16 protein-coding genes, 3 tRNA genes and 1 rRNA gene (1 of these 20 only partly in view) are annotated in these 18,261 nt (G+C 47.0%); 8 read left to right on the top strand and 12 right to left on the bottom strand.

Annotated elements, in window-relative coordinates; genetic code table 11:
* Both KUA49_RS07615 and KUA49_RS07610 read right to left on the bottom strand, forming a co-directional pair.
* A 16S ribosomal RNA gene (locus KUA49_RS07615) occupies positions 1-1,092 on the bottom strand; it reaches 440 nt to the left of the window's first position.
* Between the two features lie 620 nt (positions 1,093-1,712).
* Positions 1,713-1,997: a hypothetical protein gene (locus KUA49_RS07610; protein WP_203041249.1), complete on the bottom strand. Its 285-nt coding sequence runs from the start codon at positions 1,995-1,997 to the stop codon at positions 1,713-1,715.
* A gap of 249 nt (positions 1,998-2,246) precedes the next feature.
* On the opposite strand from KUA49_RS07610, the gene KUA49_RS07605 reads away from it, so the two are divergent.
* From KUA49_RS07605 to nrdG, 4 genes are all read left to right on the top strand, one after another.
* A complete protein-coding gene (locus KUA49_RS07605) occupies positions 2,247-3,713 on the top strand; it encodes an SLC13 family permease (protein ID WP_218412242.1) in 1,467 nt (488 codons plus the stop codon).
* 93 nt (positions 3,714-3,806) lie between these two features.
* Positions 3,807-4,646, top strand: coding sequence for a type II pantothenate kinase (coaW, locus tag KUA49_RS07600; RefSeq protein ID WP_203041251.1), 840 nt, complete (start codon positions 3,807-3,809; stop codon positions 4,644-4,646).
* 351 nt (positions 4,647-4,997) lie between these two features.
* Positions 4,998-7,220 (top strand): anaerobic ribonucleoside triphosphate reductase, encoded by a 2,223-nt coding sequence (locus KUA49_RS07595; RefSeq protein ID WP_203041252.1) that lies wholly within the window; start codon positions 4,998-5,000, stop codon positions 7,218-7,220.
* An 8-nt stretch (positions 7,221-7,228) separates the two neighbouring features.
* Positions 7,229-7,744 (top strand): anaerobic ribonucleoside-triphosphate reductase activating protein, encoded by a 516-nt coding sequence (gene nrdG, locus KUA49_RS07590; RefSeq protein ID WP_218412241.1) that lies wholly within the window; start codon positions 7,229-7,231, stop codon positions 7,742-7,744.
* Positions 7,745-7,842: 98 nt separating this feature from the next.
* Here the strand turns inward: nrdG and KUA49_RS07585 are convergent, their stop codons facing one another.
* Entirely contained in the window at positions 7,843-8,232 is a 390-nt protein-coding gene (locus tag KUA49_RS07585; protein WP_203041254.1) for a 2-amino-4-hydroxy-6-hydroxymethyldihydropteridine diphosphokinase, read from the bottom strand.
* 80 nt (positions 8,233-8,312) lie between these two features.
* Here KUA49_RS07585 and KUA49_RS07580 point away from each other — a divergent pair, with 80 nt between their 5' ends.
* From KUA49_RS07580 to cdd, 3 genes are read left to right on the top strand one after another with little or no spacing between them, the layout of a single operon-like run.
* Positions 8,313-9,236: a glucosaminidase domain-containing protein gene (locus KUA49_RS07580; RefSeq protein ID WP_218412240.1), complete on the top strand. Its 924-nt coding sequence runs from the start codon at positions 8,313-8,315 to the stop codon at positions 9,234-9,236.
* A 38-nt stretch (positions 9,237-9,274) separates the two neighbouring features.
* The gene (locus KUA49_RS07575; RefSeq protein WP_218412239.1) at positions 9,275-10,564 is read left to right on the top strand and encodes a M64 family metallopeptidase; all 1,290 of its coding nucleotides are present in this window, start codon (positions 9,275-9,277) and stop codon (positions 10,562-10,564) included.
* 8 nt (positions 10,565-10,572) lie between these two features.
* Positions 10,573-11,055: a cytidine deaminase gene (gene cdd, locus KUA49_RS07570; protein WP_203041257.1), complete on the top strand. Its 483-nt coding sequence runs from the start codon at positions 10,573-10,575 to the stop codon at positions 11,053-11,055.
* A 121-nt stretch (positions 11,056-11,176) separates the two neighbouring features.
* On the opposite strand, the gene KUA49_RS07565 is transcribed toward cdd, so the two are convergent.
* The 9 genes from KUA49_RS07565 to spt all read right to left on the bottom strand — a co-directional run bounded on the left by KUA49_RS07565 (position 11,177) and on the right by spt (position 16,912).
* On the bottom strand, positions 11,177-11,854 hold the full coding sequence (locus KUA49_RS07565; protein WP_218412238.1) for a tetratricopeptide repeat protein: 678 nt from the start codon (positions 11,852-11,854) through the stop codon (positions 11,177-11,179).
* The gene (locus KUA49_RS07560; RefSeq protein WP_218412237.1) at positions 11,838-13,298 is read right to left on the bottom strand and encodes a right-handed parallel beta-helix repeat-containing protein; all 1,461 of its coding nucleotides are present in this window, start codon (positions 13,296-13,298) and stop codon (positions 11,838-11,840) included. Before KUA49_RS07560 ends, KUA49_RS07565 begins: the two co-directional genes overlap by 17 nt.
* Positions 13,299-13,380: 82 nt before the next feature.
* Positions 13,381-14,085 carry an LrgB family protein gene (locus KUA49_RS07555; RefSeq protein WP_217763701.1) on the bottom strand — a complete coding sequence of 235 codons (705 nt, stop codon included), beginning with the start codon at positions 14,083-14,085 and terminating at the stop codon, positions 13,381-13,383.
* Between the two features lie 26 nt (positions 14,086-14,111).
* Complete coding sequence (locus KUA49_RS07550; protein WP_203041260.1) at positions 14,112-14,471, bottom strand: CidA/LrgA family protein; 360 nt, start codon at positions 14,469-14,471, stop codon at positions 14,112-14,114.
* 70 nt (positions 14,472-14,541) lie between these two features.
* A complete protein-coding gene (locus tag KUA49_RS07545; RefSeq protein ID WP_203049581.1) occupies positions 14,542-15,111 on the bottom strand; it encodes an AAA family ATPase in 570 nt (189 codons plus the stop codon).
* 77 nt (positions 15,112-15,188) lie between these two features.
* A tRNA-Pro gene (locus KUA49_RS07540) sits at positions 15,189-15,262 on the bottom strand.
* Positions 15,263-15,299: 37 nt separating this feature from the next.
* Positions 15,300-15,373, bottom strand: a tRNA-Pro gene (locus tag KUA49_RS07535).
* Positions 15,374-15,410: 37 nt separating this feature from the next.
* Positions 15,411-15,484, bottom strand: a tRNA-Pro gene (locus KUA49_RS07530).
* Positions 15,485-15,718: 234 nt separating this feature from the next.
* On the bottom strand, positions 15,719-16,912 hold the full coding sequence (gene spt, locus KUA49_RS07525; RefSeq protein ID WP_218412236.1) for a serine palmitoyltransferase: 1,194 nt from the start codon (positions 16,910-16,912) through the stop codon (positions 15,719-15,721).
* Positions 16,913-17,106: 194 nt separating this feature from the next.
* Between spt and KUA49_RS07520 the strand changes: the two genes are divergently transcribed.
* Positions 17,107-18,147: a diacylglycerol/lipid kinase family protein gene (locus KUA49_RS07520; protein WP_218412235.1), complete on the top strand. Its 1,041-nt coding sequence runs from the start codon at positions 17,107-17,109 to the stop codon at positions 18,145-18,147.
* Positions 18,148-18,261 lie beyond the last annotated feature (114 nt).

The raw sequence follows: 18,261 nt of genomic DNA, 5'->3' as shown, positions 1-18,261 counted from the left end.
CTTAAGCCGACACCTCACGGCACGAGCTGACGACAACCATGCAGCACCTTCACAGAGACCCCGAAGGGCGTCATTGTCTCCAAATCCTTCCTCTGCAATTCAAGCCCGGGTAAGGTTCCTCGCGTATCATCGAATTAAACCACATGTTCCTCCGCTTGTGCGGGCCCCCGTCAATTCCTTTGAGTTTCACCGTTGCCGGCGTACTCCCCAGGTGGGATGCTTAATGCTTTCGCTTGGCCGCTGACCTATTCAGACCAACAGCGGGCATCCATCGTTTACCGTGCGGACTACCAGGGTATCTAATCCTGTTCGATACCCGCACTTTCGAGCTTCAGCGTCAGTTGCGCTCCAGTGAGCTGCCTTCGCAATCGGAGTTCTTCATGATATCTAAGCATTTCACCGCTACACCACGAATTCCGCCCACTTTGTGCGTACTCAAGGAAACCAGTTCGCGCTGCAGTGCAGACGTTGAGCGTCTACATTTCACAACACGCTTAATCTCCGGCCTACGCTCCCTTTAAACCCAATAAATCCGGATAACGCCCGGACCTTCCGTATTACCGCGGCTGCTGGCACGGAATTAGCCGGTCCTTATTCATAAGGTACATGCAAAAGGAGTCACGACTCCCACTTTATTCCCTTATAAAAGCAGTTTACAACCCATAGGGCCGTCATCCTGCACGCTACTTGGCTGGTTCAGGCTCTCGCCCATTGACCAATATTCCTCACTGCTGCCTCCCGTAGGAGTTTGGACCGTGTCTCAGTTCCAATGTGGGGGACCTTCCTCTCAGAACCCCTACTGATCGTCGCCTTGGTGGGCCGTTACCCCGCCAACAAGCTAATCAGACGCATCCCCATCCATCACCGATAAATCTTTAATCTCTTTCAGATGTCTTCTAGAGACGTCATTGGGTATTAGTCTTACTTTCGCAAGGTTATCCCCAAGTGATGGGCAGGTTGGATACGCGTTACTCACCCGTGCGCCGGTCGACGCCCATCAAAAGCAAGCTTTCGATGTCGTTTCCCCTCGACTTGCATGTGTTAAGCCTGTAGCTAGCGTTCATCCTGAGCCAGGATCAAACTCTCCATTGTAAAATATCATTTTTACTTCTTGCCTCATTGCTGAAGCAATCGGTGTTTGTTGTCTGTACTTAGGACGAATATCCTTTTCGTTTATTGAAACTTAGTAAACCTGACTTGTCAATTGCTTGACGGTTCGTTTCTTTTACCCAGTTCCTTCATACTCCCTATATATAATAAGGTGTAATTCAAAACCGCTTCTTGTACTACTTGTCTGTTTATGTAAAATCTTTCAAAGAACTCTTTCTTTATGTTTGCTAAGAGAAGCGATTTCTCAAAAGCGAGTGCAAAAGTACTAACTATTTCCGAAACTGCCAAATGTTTCGAGGAAAAACTTTCATTTTTCTTTTGATTTTAACATTCTAAAACATTTCAAAGCTTCTTTTTCTGCATTACACCTTATTATATTATATAGCATGAGGTGTGCACGAACACACACCACTATCAAGGCTACAGATAAGGGCTAAGAAATGGCCTCAAAAACACACCAAAAGTGTTTCAAATGCTTTTTTAAGTGAAACCATTTGTTTCCTTAAGGGAAAATCTACGTCTCCTTAACTGAAACTTCAAGTTTCCTTAAGGGAAAATTTTCCCATGCTAAAGGCCAATTTTCGAGCGATTTCAGCAGGCTTTTATGCCAGCGTAACATAGCCAGCAGAAATATCAATGATCTTTTTTCGGCGTGCTACACCTATTATATAATGTGCATCCTTAGAAGAACAATGAAAATGCTTCTTCACTGCATCTACCAGTTCGCTCTTTCCAATCGAGCGCACCCCCTTAGGATATGCTCCACGCACAGCCCTCTCGATATCGTCCATATTAAACTCATGATGGCGTTTGTGTATATAAGACGATACCATAATGGCAAAAACAATCACCAAAACGATGATAAAAAATAATACTGACTGACTCATACGCTATAATTTTAATCGGTTAAAGCGATAGCTACTATCGCCATTTTTTCTGCAAATATAAGAAAAAAAACGCAAAGTTCGTCACCTTTTCTCATTTTTTTGTTGAAAAACCATATTTTTTCATCGTTTTTTCCGATATATTTGTTGCTAATTCAAAAATAATATGTATTTTTGCAGTATTGAAGTGTTGTATGTAGACAATGCTCCTAACCGAAAAAAGGAAAATATAATCTAAAAACAAGAAAGATAATGCAAGAAACAGTTAAAAAAGTATTGACCGGTGACTTCAATCGAAAAAAAGCTCTGATGTTTGCCATCACTGCCCTATTCACCGTCGTAGTGTGGAACTTGCCCATCGATTGCTTCGGCATAGAAAACCTCACTGTGGTTCAACAACGCGTCATAGCTATCTTCGTGATGGCCGTCATGCTATGGCTCACGGAGGCCATTCCCGCATGGGCTACGTCGGTAGTCATCATTTTCGTCCTGCTGTTTTTCGTCTCCGACTCAGCCTTCGCCGTGATGCAGGGAGCCGAGGGAGAATACGGAAAGCTTCTGGACTACCAAGGTGTGATGGCATGCTTTGCCGACCCAACCATCATCCTCTTCCTGGGAGGTTTCGTCCTGGCGATAGCCGCCACCAAGAGTGGTCTTGACGTATTGATGGCAAAAACCCTGATAGCTCCATTCGGAAAACGGTCGGAATATGTATTGCTGGGCTTCATGCTGATAACGGGAATCTTCTCCATGTTCATCTCCAACACAGCCACAGCAGCCATGATGCTCACCTTTCTGACCCCAGTGTTCAAATCACTCCCTGCCAACGGAAAGGGAAGAGTGGCACTTACCATGGCCATTCCTATCGGTGCCAACCTGGGCGGTATGGGTACCCCTATCGGAACCCCACCAAACGCCTTTGCCTACAAGGTGCTCAACGACCCAACCGGATTGAACCTAGGCATCGGTTTCGGCGACTGGATGATGATCATGTGCCCGATGGTAATCATCATGCTCATCTGCGCATGGTTTATCATCCGCAAGATGTTCCCATTCTCACAGAAGACCATTGAACTCAAGATAGACGGCAGCATGCAGCACAACTGGCGCACTGCTGTGGTGGGAGCCACCTTCTTCCTTACCATTATATTATGGGTTTTCGGAAAACAGCTCGGCATCAACGCCAACACCGTAGCCATGTTGCCGATAGCCGTATTCGCATTTACAGGCGTGATAACAGCTAACGATCTGAAGGACATCGACTGGGCTGTCATCTGGATGGTAGCCGGCGGATTCGCCCTAGGTCTTGCCATGAACGGCACCGGACTTGCAGAAAACGCCGTGAAGAGTATCCCATTCGGCGAGTTCAACCCATTCGTCATCATGGTTGTATCCGGCCTGGTATGCTTCACGCTGAGTAACTTCATCTCAAATACAGCCACAGCCGCCCTGCTGATACCAATCCTTACCGTTGTATGTGCTGGTATGGGCGGGAAACTGGTGGCAATCGGTGGAACTGAGACGGTTCTCATCGGCGTGGCAGTGGCAGCATCATGCGCCATGTCGCTCCCAATCTCTACCCCTCCTAACGCCATCGCCTACTCCACCGGTCTTATCCAACAGACCGACATGGTGAAAGCCGGTCTTACCGTGGGTGTATTAAGTATGGTTATCGGCTACACCGTACTGATCACCTTCTGCCGACTGAACGTTCTGTAAAAGAACACATTTTAAGAAGTATTAAATATCGACACTGCAAAATAAATCCATTTTTATTTTGCAGTGTCTTCTTTTTGCAGTAACTTTGCACCCATGAAAAAGATAGTAATCGGAATAGACGTCGGTATTTCAACAACAAAGATCGTAGGAATTGACGATAACGGAATGGTTATCAGTCCGATACGCATCAAGGCTACCGACCCTATCACCTCCTTGTACGGAGCTTTCGGAAAATATTTACACGACAACAAGATCAGCCTCAACGAGGTGGAACACGTGATGCTCACGGGTGTAGGCGCAGCCTATATCGATGAGCCTATCTATGGTCTGCCTACTTCCAAGAGTCAGGAATTCGTTGCAGACGGTTTGGGTGCACGCTATGAGAGCAAGCTCGACCGCATGATTGTGGTCAGCATGGGAACAGGCACATCGCTTGTGAAATGCGATGGAGACGAAATCAAGCACATCGGCGGCATCGGCATAGGCGGCGGAACACTCGCAGGTCTGAGTCGCATTATGCTCAAGACCGACGACATCAAGCAGATAGTTAATCTTGCCAAAGATGGAGACATTTCTAAGATCAACCTGCTCATAGGCGACATCAGTGCCAAGCCCCTTCCAGGACTTCCGATGACCGCTACAGCCTCCCTCTTCAGCAACGCCAAGGCAAACGCTTCCAGGGAAGACATTGCCATGGGACTCATCGGCATGGTATTGCAGAGCATCGGCTCTGCCACGATTCTCTCATCTTTGGAATCAGGTATCAAAGACTTTGTCATGATAGGCAACCTAACCCTCCTGCCACAATGCCGGGAGGTATTCCCTGCTATGGAGAAACTCTATGGAGTGAGATTCAGAATACCCAAATACTCTGAATTCTGCACCGCCATCGGTGCTGCACTCGACTATAAGAGCAGAGCTACATTGGCATAGAATAAGATACGAACTACTTATCATCATCAAACTAACAGAAGAACGGCGGAAAGGCACAAAAAGCACAAATATAATGGGCACGACATGCACAACGCTACAACATATTGAAAAAGAACAAGTTAATCGTTTTGGGAAACCTCTACAAAGTAAAGTTTTCCAAAACGATTTTTTAAACATCTGAAAATCAACGGCTTAATATTTTTTAACAGAAGAAAAGTTATCCAAAACGTACAACTTTCAACTTATTTTCTTATCTTTGCAACATCAAAAAGATGGTCTTTACAACCATCGAAAGTCGTAAAGACTTAGTATTAAGAGAATTAAATAACTATCATAAAAGTAACACTAGAAATGATTCAAACTGTAGTAAAACGCGACGGACGTATCGTTGGTTTCAACGAGCAAAAAATTATGGCTGCCATACGCAAAGCCATGTTACATACAGATAAGGGCGAGGACTCTACCCTGATAGAGCAAATCGCCGACCACATCTCATATCGAGGCAAGAGCCAGATGAGCGTAGAGGCCATCCAGGATGCCATCGAGATGGAGCTCATGAAGAGCGCCCGCAAGGATGTGGCCCAGAAATACATCGCTTATCGCAACCAGCGCAATATTGCCCGCAAAGCAAAGACACGCGACGTATTCATGAGCATCGTCAATGCCAAGAACAACGACATTACCCGTGAGAACGCCAACATGAATGCCGACACACCAGCCGGCATGATGATGAAGTTTGCTTCTGAAACTACCAAGCCATTCGTCGACGACTACCTCCTCTCGCAGGATGTTCGCGACTCCGTCATGCACAACTACATTCATATCCATGATAAAGACTATTATCCTACCAAGAGTCTGACTTGCGTACAGCACCCATTGGATGTCATTCTCGAACATGGATTCACAGCCGGTCATGGTTCTAGCCGTCCAGCAAAGCGCATCGAGACTGCAGCAGTTTTGGCTTGCATTTCTTTGGAAACTTGCCAGAACGAGATGCACGGCGGCCAGGCAATACCAGCCTTCGACTTCTATCTTGCCCCTTACGTACGCATGTCGTATAAGGAAGAGGTGAAGAACCTGGAGAAGCTGACTGGCGAAGACCTGAGCGACCTCTACGACATCGCCATCGACGACTATTTGGAGAAAGACCTCGCAGGTCTTGAGGGCAAAGCCCGCCTTGAGCAGCATGCCATCAACAAGACCGTGAACCGCGTACACCAGGCCATGGAGGCATTCATCCACAACATGAACACCATCCACTCTCGTGGCGGAAACCAGGTGGTATTCTCATCTATCAACTATGGTACAGATACCAGCGCCGAGGGACGTTGCATCATGCGCGAGATTCTGCAGAGCACCTACGAGGGTGTAGGCAATGGTGAGACAGCCATCTTCCCAATCCAAATCTGGAAGAAAAAGCGTGGCGTAAACTATCTGAAGGAAGATCGCAACTACGACCTCTACCAGTTGGCCTGCAAGGTAACTGCCCGTCGTTTCTTCCCTAACTTCCTCAACCTCGACGCTACCTTCAACCAGAACGAGAAGTGGCGTGCCGACGATCCTGAGCGTTACAAGTGGGAAATCGCGACCATGGGGTGCCGCACACGTGTATTCGAAGACCGTTGGGGCGAGAAGACCAGCATCGCTCGTGGTAACTTGAGTTTCTCTACCATCAATATCGTGAAACTCGCCATCGAGTGCATGGGCATCGAGAACAAGCAGCAGCGCATCGACATGTTCTTTGCCAAGCTCGACAACATCCTCGACATCACAGCCAAGCAGCTCGACGAGCGCTTCCAGTTCCAGAAGACAGCGATGGCTAAGCAGTTCCCATTGCTGATGAAGTATCTCTGGGTGGGCGCAGAAAGGCTGAAGCCAGAGGAGACCATCGAAAGCGTCATCAACCATGGTACACTCGGTATCGGATTCATCGGTCTGGCAGAGTGCCTCGTAGCTCTCATCGGTCATCACCATGGCGAGAGCGAGGAAGCTCAGAAATTAGGATTAAAGATTGTGACCTACATGCGCGACCGTGCAAACGAGTTCAGCGAGCAGTATCATCACAACTACTCTATCCTCGCTACACCAGCCGAGGGATTGAGCGGTAAGTTCACCAAGAAAGACCGCAAGCAGTTTGGCATTATCCCTGGCGTTACCGACCGCGATTACTATACCAACAGTAACCACGTGCCAGTATATTACAAGTGCACCGCCATGAAAAAGGCACAGATAGAGGCACCTTACCACGATTTGACCCGTGGCGGCCACATCTTCTATGTAGAGATTGATGGTGATGCAACCCACAACCCTGCAGTAATTGCAAGCGTTGTTGACATGATGGATAAGTACAACATGGGCTATGGCTCTGTAAACCACAACCGTAACCGTTGTCTCGACTGCGGATACGAGAATGCAGATGCCAACCTTGAGGTTTGCCCTAAGTGCGGCAGCCGCCACATCGACAAGTTGCAGCGAATTACAGGTTACCTGGTAGGTACCACCGACCGTTGGAACAGCGGCAAGCTGGCTGAGCTCCACGACCGTGTTACCCACATTGACACACCAAACTCTTAACATCCGTCATGATAAGCGTTTTAAGTATAGTACACGATACAATGGTAGATGGTCCGGGCTTCCGGACCTCTATCTATTGTGCCGGTTGTCCCAACCATTGTCCAGAATGCCATAACCCTCAATCGTGGGACATCAACCATGGCACGATGACCTCAACGGAGGAGATCATGAAAGAAATCATGGACGATCCATTCGCCAATGTCACCTTTACCGGCGGTGACCCGATGTTCCAGGCAGAAGGCTTTGCAGAGTTGGCACGTGCCATCCGGGCGCAAAGCGATAAAGATATCTGGTGCTTCACCGGCTACAAGTTTGAGAATCTGCTGAAGAATCCCAAACAACTTGAGCTGTTGAAACTGATAGACGTATTGGTAGATGGTCCGTTTATGAAGGACCTTCGTGATGAAGACCTCTTTTTCAGAGGGAGCAGCAACCAACGGCTCATCAACGTAAAGAAATCATTAGAAACAGGTAAAGTGATAGAGCTCCACCTTACAAAAGAAAATCCGATTCCGGAACTATAACCCCCTTCCCGGAATCATCAATTTCTTCCCGAAATCATCAATTCTTTCAGGAATCACACAATTCTTCCGTCCACTGAGCTTTAAAAATCTTCTAAAGCTCAGTCCACGGAAACTCCCAATTGCAGAAGCAGGTTCTTGATGTACCCCCTGTTCCAGTCGCCCTCGTGCAAACGCTCAGAACCAAAGAGCAGCAAATCGATATCCAGGGCAATGATACCCTTTCTACTCTCTCCTATTCTTCTTCCACATTTATGCTCCATGTTTTTCAGAGCCAGAATAGTACGTTCCTTATTTACATTCGTATATCCCACTCCTATCACATTCAGAAATTTATCAGATGATATTCCTATAGGTTCGGTCCATAAGGAAGTGCCAAATTCCATATCATTAAAAGTAGCTTCAAGCAAAGCCTTGGCTTGCTGGATATGGGCTTCCTGATTGACGTTAGAACCCAATGCTACCACTATTTTTGTTCTATATGCCTTCATTTTTTCTAATTTCTATGCAAAGATAGTGAAAATACTTAAATTATGTACGATTTTCCCGATTTTTTTTATATTTTTGCATTATGAATCGAATAAAAACATATATAATAGGCATTTCTTTACTCATCTGCGCTACATCTCATGCGCAGATGAAATGGAATCAGTCTTATCAGACATACATCAACCAATACAAGGACCTCGCCATCGAACAGATGCTCCGCTACCATATTCCAGCCAGCATCACTCTGGCGCAGGGACTCTTTGAGAGCGGCGCTGGCAAGAGCGTCTTGGCAACGCAGGGAAACAACCATTTTGGCATCAAATGCCACAACTGGACAGGCCCTACCCAATACCACGACGACGATGCCCGCGGCGAGTGCTTCCGTGTTTACAAGGATGCCAGAGACAGCTATGAAGACCATAGCAAGTTTCTGGCTAGACAGCCACGCTATGCCCGTCTCTTCGAATTGGGACAGCGCGACTACAAGGGGTGGGCACGAGGATTGAAACAGTGTGGCTATGCCACCAATCCGCAATATGCCAACAAGCTGATACAAATCATAGAACTTTACAAGCTCTTCGACTATGACAAGGCGAAGCGATTCGACCGTTTCATGGCCGAGCATAGCGGAACAGAACAGGCTGTCAATGCCCAGGGACTTCTGCACCCTATCCACAAGTTCAATGACAACTATTACCTGATTACCCGCGAGGGCGATACCTTCAAGGCATTGGGTAAGGAAATAGAAATCAGTTGGCGCAAGCTTGCCAAATACAACGAACGAGACAAGAACGACGTTCTGCACAGAGGAGAAGTAATTTATCTCAAGAAGAAGCGCAAGAAGGCTCCAAAACAGTATAAGAATCGTCCACACATCGTAAGAAACGGCGAAAGTATGTATACCATCTCACAGAAGTATGGTATCAGACTGAAGTATCTCTACAAGATGAACAATTTTGATGTTGACCATCAGATTAAGATTGGCGATAGAATCAGAATCAGATAATAAAGAAGATTAGAATCAGATAAATAAAATAATAGACAATGAAGAAATATATCTTTTCACTTGCAGTCCTAGCCATGCTCATGGGAGCCAGCCAGGTAAAGGCGCAGAATTTTGACGATTATTTCGTTGACAAGACTTTGAGAGTTGATTACACTTTTGCCGGCAACAGCGACAAGCAGCTGATTGCCGTTGACGAGTTGAACGTATTGCCACGCTGGTATGGTAAGAAACAGCGACTCAGCGAGTTGCCGGTAGAAGGTAACGGACAGATTACCGTGCGCGACCACCGTTCGGGCAAAGTAATCTACCGCAATTCCTTCTCTACGCTCTTCCAGGAATGGCTCTCCTATCCAGAGGCAGCCAAGAACACCCAGAGTTTCGAGAATGTCTTTCTGGTACCCATGCCAAAGGATACGGTAGATATCACCCTTGACCTGCGCAACAACCGCCGCGAAATCATGACATCGCTCACCCATCAGGTAGCACCTAAAGACATTCTGATTCATCACAAGGGCGACAATCCTACCCCATACGAAACCTTGCAGGCGGCAGCGGATACCAACAAGTGCATCCACATCGCCTACGTGGCAGAAGGATATACGGAAGAAGAGATGCCTATCTTCCTGCAGGATGCCAAGGAAGCCAACGACGCCATCTTTGCACACGAGCCTTTCAAGAGCATGAAAGACAGATTCAACGTTGTTGCTGTGAAATCGGTATCGCAGGATAGTGGTACCAGCGAACCAGGCAAGGGTATCTGGAAGAAGACCGCTCTGAGTTCCCACTTCGACACCTTCTATAGTGAACGCTATCTCACCACCCTGCATCTGAAGGATCTGCACAATTGTCTGGCAGGAACACCCTACGAGCACATCATCGTTCTCGTAAATTCCACCAGATATGGCGGCGGCGGTATCCTGAACTCATACAATCTGACCACCTGTCATCAGAAATGGTTCAAGCCAGTGGTAGTACATGAATTCGGACATTCCTTCGCCGGACTTGCCGATGAATATGCCTACGAATCAGAAGCCATCCCAATGTATCCTCACGACGTGGAACCATGGGAGAAGAACATCACCACCTTGGTTGACTTCGACAGCAAATGGAAGGGTATGATCAAGAAGGGCACCCCAATACCAACACCTCTTTCCAAGAAGGAAAAGGAGGCTGTGAATAAAGTGGGAGTCTTCGAGGGAGCCGGCTATAGCGTAAAGGGCGTATACCGTGGCGTACAGGATTGCAGAATGCGCATCAACGAAACCCCAAACTTCTGTGCGGTATGCAAAAAAGCCCTGACAGACATCATCGACTTTTACACCAAATAACTTAGCTTATGAAAGAGCAGACACTGAACATCAACTACCAGATAGCCCAGCTATCTGAACTGAATGAAACGGAACAGACATTGATCAGGAAGGCAATGGAAGCTACCCATAATTCCTATGCCAACTATAGTCACTTCTATGTAGGAGCTGCCTGCCTGCTTGCTGACGGAAGAATCGTCATTGGAGCCAACCAGGAAAATGCAGCCTTCCCTTCTGGCCTCTGCGCAGAGAGAAGTGCCATCTTCGGAGCTCAGTCTAACTATCCTGAGCAGGCCATCACTACCCTGGCCATAGCAGCCAGAAATGCGAACGGCTTCCTCAAGTCGCCCATATCGCCATGTGGTGCTTGCCGCCAGGTGATTCTTGAGATGGAAGACCGATACAAGCAGCCTGTACGCATCCTGCTATACGGCGAGGCTGGCATCTATTGCTTCGGAAGTATCAAAGATTTGTTGCCATTCTCATTCGTAGATGCCAACATGAAAGAATAAAACGCAAAAAGGGCGTGTCGTAGATAATCTATGACACGCCCTCTTTCTATATTGTTATCCTCTTTGTTTCCTGCGATACTGAAGATTACCTTATTACAGCAGATTGCCTCATTACAACAGATCACCTCATCCCCTTCAGCATGTGCTGAATCTGGGCGATACGTGCCTTTTCATCTGCCGTATTGCGATAACGCAGGTAACCCTTCAATGCATTCCGCAGATAATCACGAGCCTTCGTATATTCTGCCATCATCTCTTCCCTACTTGCAGATTTCTCCATATCCCTCGCCCGGAAAAGATGACAGAAGCCCAAGCGATAATAGGCATCAGGCTTCTCATTCTCCTGACAAAGAGAAAGCATCTGCTCATAAAGCGGCAAAGCCGATTCGTATTGCTGCAAACCGAAATGGCTCTCTGCATCAGCCCAGCAATAGAAAGAACGTTCCTGAGGCGCAAAGTTCTCCAACTGGGGGATAACCGGGTCGAGACACCTGATGGTTTGCTCATAATCCCATTCATAATAATAGCACACTCCCAAGTATGCCTTGTATCTGGGATTCAGGCGATAGGTCTTGTCGAGCCTTTCCAGAAGAATCAGACATTCATGATATTTCCTGGAAACGAAATAATCCAGTGCTCTTGCCAGCAGTTCGGCATCTTCTTTCTTCTGCTGCTGGGAAGAAACCGGCAACGACAGATTATCCATCTTTCCAATCTGCATCCCTTTTGCAAATGCAAGAACAGGAATCAAGGCTAACACCATCATTCCTACCCTCACAATCCTATTCTTTCTTGTCATTTTCTTCTAGCTGTTCCTCAAACTCATAGCAGCCCGCATCCGGTTTGTCGTCACGGCGAAATCCCAGGCGGTCGGCAGGCAATGAGGTGGCAGCATCTGCTGCTCCAATGGCAGCCGATTCCTTGCGGAGGCGGAAATCGTACTTCAAGTTGTCGGTATCAAACAGGCGGAAATGCTTCTCACCAAATCGGGTGGTGTCCTTCACATCCTCAAATATGATGTTCGTGAACTTCAGACTGTCGTCTGTCTCCATCTTTTCCGTACGCAGCACACAATGGTCAAAACTGAAATTGCAGACTTCATCTTCCTTTGGCGCACTCCAGACCACCTCATCGTCGTGGTAGCCCGTAACAAGCGAGTTCGTCACCTTGAGGTTGCTGACAGGAGGCATGAATCCGATAGCCGTAGCACGGCGTCCATCAAACGGATAGAACTGAGCGATGGTACATCCATTCACTTCCACATCGCCACCATGCACATAAAGCGGATGCTCCAGCGTGTTGGAAATCTGACTATTGTATATCTGAACCTTGGCAGAATCAACGAGGATACCATAGCCCTGACAATTGTGAACCGTAGCATTCTGCACCAGGAGTTTCTGCCTGGTCACATCGCATGAATCAACAAGGATACCATGATAGGTGCTATGGATATCAGCATAGTTGATGACATTATTATATGATGATGCCATCAGCTGGATACCTTGCCATTGTCCCGGAGTGCGGTCGTAAGGCAGATAATCAAACATATTGTCGATTCTATCTCCTCTCATCACCACCTCCTTGCCTTGTTCACCCTGAACATGGAGGGTTCCATACACCTTCAGCCCGGCATTCTCATGAAAATACAGTCGGGTGCCAGCCCCAATAGTAAGCGTAGCCAAACTGTCCACCTTCATTCCGCCGTATATCACAATCGGCTTGCTATCTCTGATGGTAGAATCCTTCCTGATGGTGGGATTGTTCAGCAAAGTGGCATCCCACGAATAAGCCTTCAGGTTCACCTTCTGCTGCACTCCACTCTCCAATTGAAAGAGCAGATTATCTTCCACCAGCTGCGGATCATCCTGATATTGCTGGCGAGAAGTCAGTTCCACGAATACACGGATACTATCACCCTTGCGCACCTCAACATTCTGAGTCTGGAAACCAGCGGTCTGCCCCAGAAACGAACCGTCCACATTCACCCGATACCCAGTCTGATTTCCGTTTTCCAATCTTACAGAAGAACAGCGCAATCCCTTTCCCGTATGATTATAAACCCAGAAGCTTCGGGTTGGCGTAGGCACATTCGAGAAAGTAGTGTCCAGGCAAACTGTATCCATGGAAAAAGCGAGCAAGTCGTTACGGGATGATGAGAAACTCTCATCATCAGCACAACTTACCATGAAGGCAGTAGTCATACCACCTATTAATATATATAAAAATCCCTTTTTTCGTTTCATATTTATAAAACGAAAAAAGGGACTAAATATTGCATGATTCTTATGAACCAAGATGATAAGAAAGCAAATGTTGCTTACATGGTTACATGAACATGGCGAAGATGGAAGAACCAATCACCGTCATCACACCACATACCACAATGGAAAGGCTACTCATCGCACCCTCGATGGTACCCATCTCCATCGCCTTCGCCGTACCCAGCGCATGGGCAGAACATCCGATGGCGATACCTTTGGCTATAGGTTCCTTGATGCAGAGCAGCTTGAGGAATTTCTCTGCAAAGATATTGCCCAGGACACCCGTTACGATGATAACCACTACAGTTACGGAAACATGACCTCCCAACTCCTCAGAAACACCGATACCGATGGCGGTGGTGATAGACTTCGGAAGGAAGGTGACGTAAGCCGCATGGTCGAAATGGAAGAGCAAAGCCAGAATCAAGACAGAACAGAGACTTGCCAACACACCCGCCAGGATACCAATCAATACAGCACGATAATTCTTCTTGAGCAACTCTACCTGCTGATAAAGCGGCACAGCCAGACAAATGGTTGCAGGAGTAAGCAGATAACTGATGCAGTTGGCACCCGCACTATACGTCTTGTAGTCTACCCCAGTAATCAGCAAGGTAACAATCACCAAGATGATAGAGATAAGCAACGGGTTCATCAGCGACCATCCTGTCTTTACCTTCAGCAACATACCGATGGCGTATGCAGCCAGACTGATGAGAACTCCGAAAAATACGGAATCCTGGAACAACGGAACCGAAGCACCCAGCATGGCAACAGAAGATAAGAAAAGCGACATCATTTCTTCGCCTCCTTTCCCTTTCTGATAACAAACTGCGTAATCCATCCCGAAGCCCCCATAACCACGAAGGTGCTGACCACGGTAACGACAACATACTGCAGCCATGCGCCGGCAATCGACTGCCAGGAATCAATGAGACCCACTGCAGCAGGAATAAACATCACAGGCATGATGGCAATCAGAAAACCACTCGTCTCCCTGATATGCTTCACCTTGACCAACTTCAACTCCAAAGCCGCAAAGAGCAAGACGATGCCATAGATGCTGGCAGGGATAGGCAGCGGCAGCAGATAATGGAGCAATTCTCCCGCAAAAGAGAATGCAATGATAATTAAAAACTGAATTAAAAATTTCATCCTAAATACTATTTTTTGAACCTGACCGTTAGTAGTCCTTTAAAACCTCCTAACAGGTAACTCCTTACTTTTACAATACCGCTTCTACATAAGTCTCAATGGCACTTGCCGTCTTCTCTACGCCCAGGCGAACCGTATCCAGACAAACGTCATAATCATCCGCATTACCCCATGTTAGTCCGGTATAATACTGGTGATAAGCTACACGGCAATAATCGGCATGTTCCACAAACTCGGCAGCCTCATTACGGGTTAATCCCTGTTCCTCCTGGATTTCCTCGATACGAGCCTCCAGACCACCTTTCAGGAACACGGATACCAGATCCTTGCGCTCTCTGAAGATATAATTTCCACAGCGTCCGATGATGATACAATTCTCCTGTCCGATCATATCCGCCAAAGCATGAAGAGGTTTTTCGGTGAGCAGTTTCTGGTTCTCACCTAGGGAAGACATAGAAAAGAGCAATTCATCCACAGGAGTTTCATCGAAGAAAGCCTCCATCTCGTCAAGGATTCCACGCTCTTCAGCCATTTCCATCAAATTTTTACGGGTATAGAAAGGAATACCATAATGTTCAGCAAGCAACCTGCCCACACGAACAGCGCCACATCCACACTGGCGCGCAATCGTAATAATCATGATAGTAACATTTTTAAATTAAACTTATATAAAGCAAGAAAGCTAAGAAGATTTAATCTTCTTAGCTTTCTTGAATGTCGGGGCGACAGGATTCGAACCTGCGACCACCTGTTCCCAAAACAGGAGCGCTACCGGGCTGCGCTACACCCCGCTTCTACATTAGCAATTTATCATCAGAAACAATCAAGTCGGGGCGACAGGATTCGAACCTGCGACCACCTGTTCCCAAAACAGGAGCGCTACCGGGCTGCGCTACACCCCGCTTTTACTTATGCTATCCGTCACTAGAGAAGATTGAGTCGGGGCGACAGGATTCGAACCTGCGACCACCTGTTCCCAAAACAGGAGCGCTACCGGGCTGCGCTACACCCCGCTTTCATTCTCACCGCAACTTATCTTTGTTAGCGTAAGCATCATTTCTGAATTGCGGGTGCAAAGGTACAACAATTTTCTGATTCCACCAAATTTTCGGGCAACTTTTTTCAAAAAAATATTCATTTTCTTGTTTTTTGCCCAAAATAAAAGGGCAACTTCCGAAAAAGCTGCCCTTTATACCTTATTATATATAGCGATTCTGAGAAATCAGCTATCGCCATCCTTATTGCCATTACGCCTTGATGATTCCTTCCTCTACGAAAATCTTCTTCAAAATCTGAACAGCCTTCTCTACCTGATCCTTGGTATGAGTTGCCATGAGGGCAAAACGTACCAATGTATCCTGTGGAGCACATGCTGGAGGAATAACCGGATTGATGAATACACCCGCATCGTAAGCCAACTTAGTAACAACGAATGTCTTCTCAGCATCGCGAACGTAGAGAGGAATGATAGGACTCTCGGTCTCACCAATCTCAAAACCCTCCTCGCGGAAACGCTTCAAGGCATAGTTAGTTACATCCCACAGATTCTTGAAACGCTCTGGCTCTTTCTGAATGATGTGGAGTGCCTCAAGAGCAGCAGCGGTAGCTGCTGGAGTATTGGATGCACTAAAGATGTAAGTACGGCAGTTGTGACGGAGGAAGTTGATAGTATCCTTGTCTGATGCGATGAAACCACCGATAGAAGCCAAACTCTTAGAGAATGTACCCATGATAAGGTCTACCTCATCTGTCAAGCCGAAGTGGTCGCAGACACCACGTCCCTGCTTACCGAATACACCGAGACCATGAGCCTCATCCACCATGATAGAGCAGTTGTACTTATGCTTGAGCTTTACAATCTCAGGCAAGTTGGCCAAATCACCCTCCATAGAGAATACGCCATCAACCACGATGAGCTTGACAGCATTCTCAGGAAGCTTAGAGAGCACGCGCTCCAAATCTTCCATGTCGTTGTGCTTGTAGTGAAGCTGGGTAGCGAATGAGAGACGGCGGCCATCTACGATACTGGCGTGGTCACGGTCGTCGCAGATGATATAATCACCGCGACCCACAACACATGCCAACACACCCTGGTTCACAGAGAAACCAGTAGAGAAGCACAATGTCTCGTCCTTACCCATAAACTCTGCAAGCTCCTTCTCGAGCTGTACATGTAAATCGAGGGTACCATTGAGGAAACGACTACCCGCACAGCCTGAGCCATACTTGTCAAGAGCAGCCTTGGCTGCATCGATGACACGCTGGTCGTTTGTCAAACCCTGATAAGCATTAGAACCGAACATCAGGATGTGGTGTCCGTCGATGTCGGTAACTTCTGTCATCTGCTTACTTGTGATCTCGCGGAAGTATGGATACACACCGGCATCCATATACTTCTGAGGAACACGATAATTCTTGTATCTTTCTTGTAATTGTCCCATTATAAATAGGTGTACTTTATTTTCTTTTTATATTTATTCTAAGTTTCAGGGTGCAAAGATACAAAAAAAGACTAATATAACCGCTTTTTTCCTAAGAAAGTTTACTTTTAGAGTTTTTTTAATGGATATTTCTTGCTATTTTAGAGATTTTTATTACTTTTGCACTTTAAATATTACGTTTTCTTGACTAAGATATGAAAAAAAAGATAGTTTTCATCATGAACCCGATTTCTGGAACCAGCAGCAAAGCAGCTGTTCCCAGTTTGATAGATTCTACTTTGGACAAGGAGCTGTTCGAGTACGAGATAAGGTTAACCGAAAGGGCCGGGCACGCATCTGAGATTGCAGCCGAAGCCAGAGACGACCATGCCGACATCGTGGTGGCAGTGGGTGGCGACGGCACCGTCAACGAAGTAGCCCGATCCATCGTCCATTCAGATACAGCCCTGGGCATCCTGCCTTGCGGTTCCGGCAACGGACTGGCGCGCCACCTGCTTTTGCCTATGAACTTGAAAAAGAGCATCGAGGTAATCAATGCTTGCCAGATACGCGACCTTGACTATGGAGTCATCAACGACTACCCTTTCTTCTGCACCTGCGGAATGGGATTCGACGCCTTCGTCAGCATGAAATTTGCCGAGAGCGGAAAGCGAGGACCAATCAGTTATGCAGAGAACATTCTCAGAGAGGGACTGAAATATGAGCCGGAGACCTATACGCTGGAAGACGAGACAGGCACCAAGCAATACAAGGCCTTCCTCATTTCCTGCGCCAACGCCTCGCAATATGGCAACAATGCCTACATTGCCCCGCAGGCATCCATGAGCGATGGCCTGATGGACGTTGTCATCATGGAACCATTCGATGTTCTGGAGGCATCACAGGTTAGTTTCGACATGTTCAACAAGACACTCGACAAGAACTCCAAGATAAAGTCGTTTCGCTGCAAAAAGCTCCACATTTCACGCAGCAAGCCGGGTGTTATCCATTACGACGGCGACCCGGTGATGACTGGCGCCGACATTGACGTGCATCTGGAAGAGAAAGGCATCAAGATGATCATCAATCCGTTTGCCGATAAAAATGTCCGCAAGCCCAACATGATTCAATCGGCCTTTGCAGATTTCTTCAACGACATCAATGTGGTTCGCGATGACATCCAGAAGGATATCCAGCGACAGAGCAAGCGAGTTGAAGCCATCAGCAAACTGGTGCAACGCAAATTGAACCTTTAAAATGACAGGAGTTGGAAATCAGAAAATTTTGCAGGCGTGATTATACCTCCTGCAACTTCTAACTTCCAACTCCTGTTTTTTATTCAAAAACAACATCTTGGATATAAAGCTACT

Source organism: Segatella copri (assembly GCF_019249655.2).
Classification (GTDB): Bacteria; Bacteroidota; Bacteroidia; order Bacteroidales; family Bacteroidaceae; genus Prevotella.
This window is presented reverse-complemented; position numbering and strand designations above follow the sequence as displayed.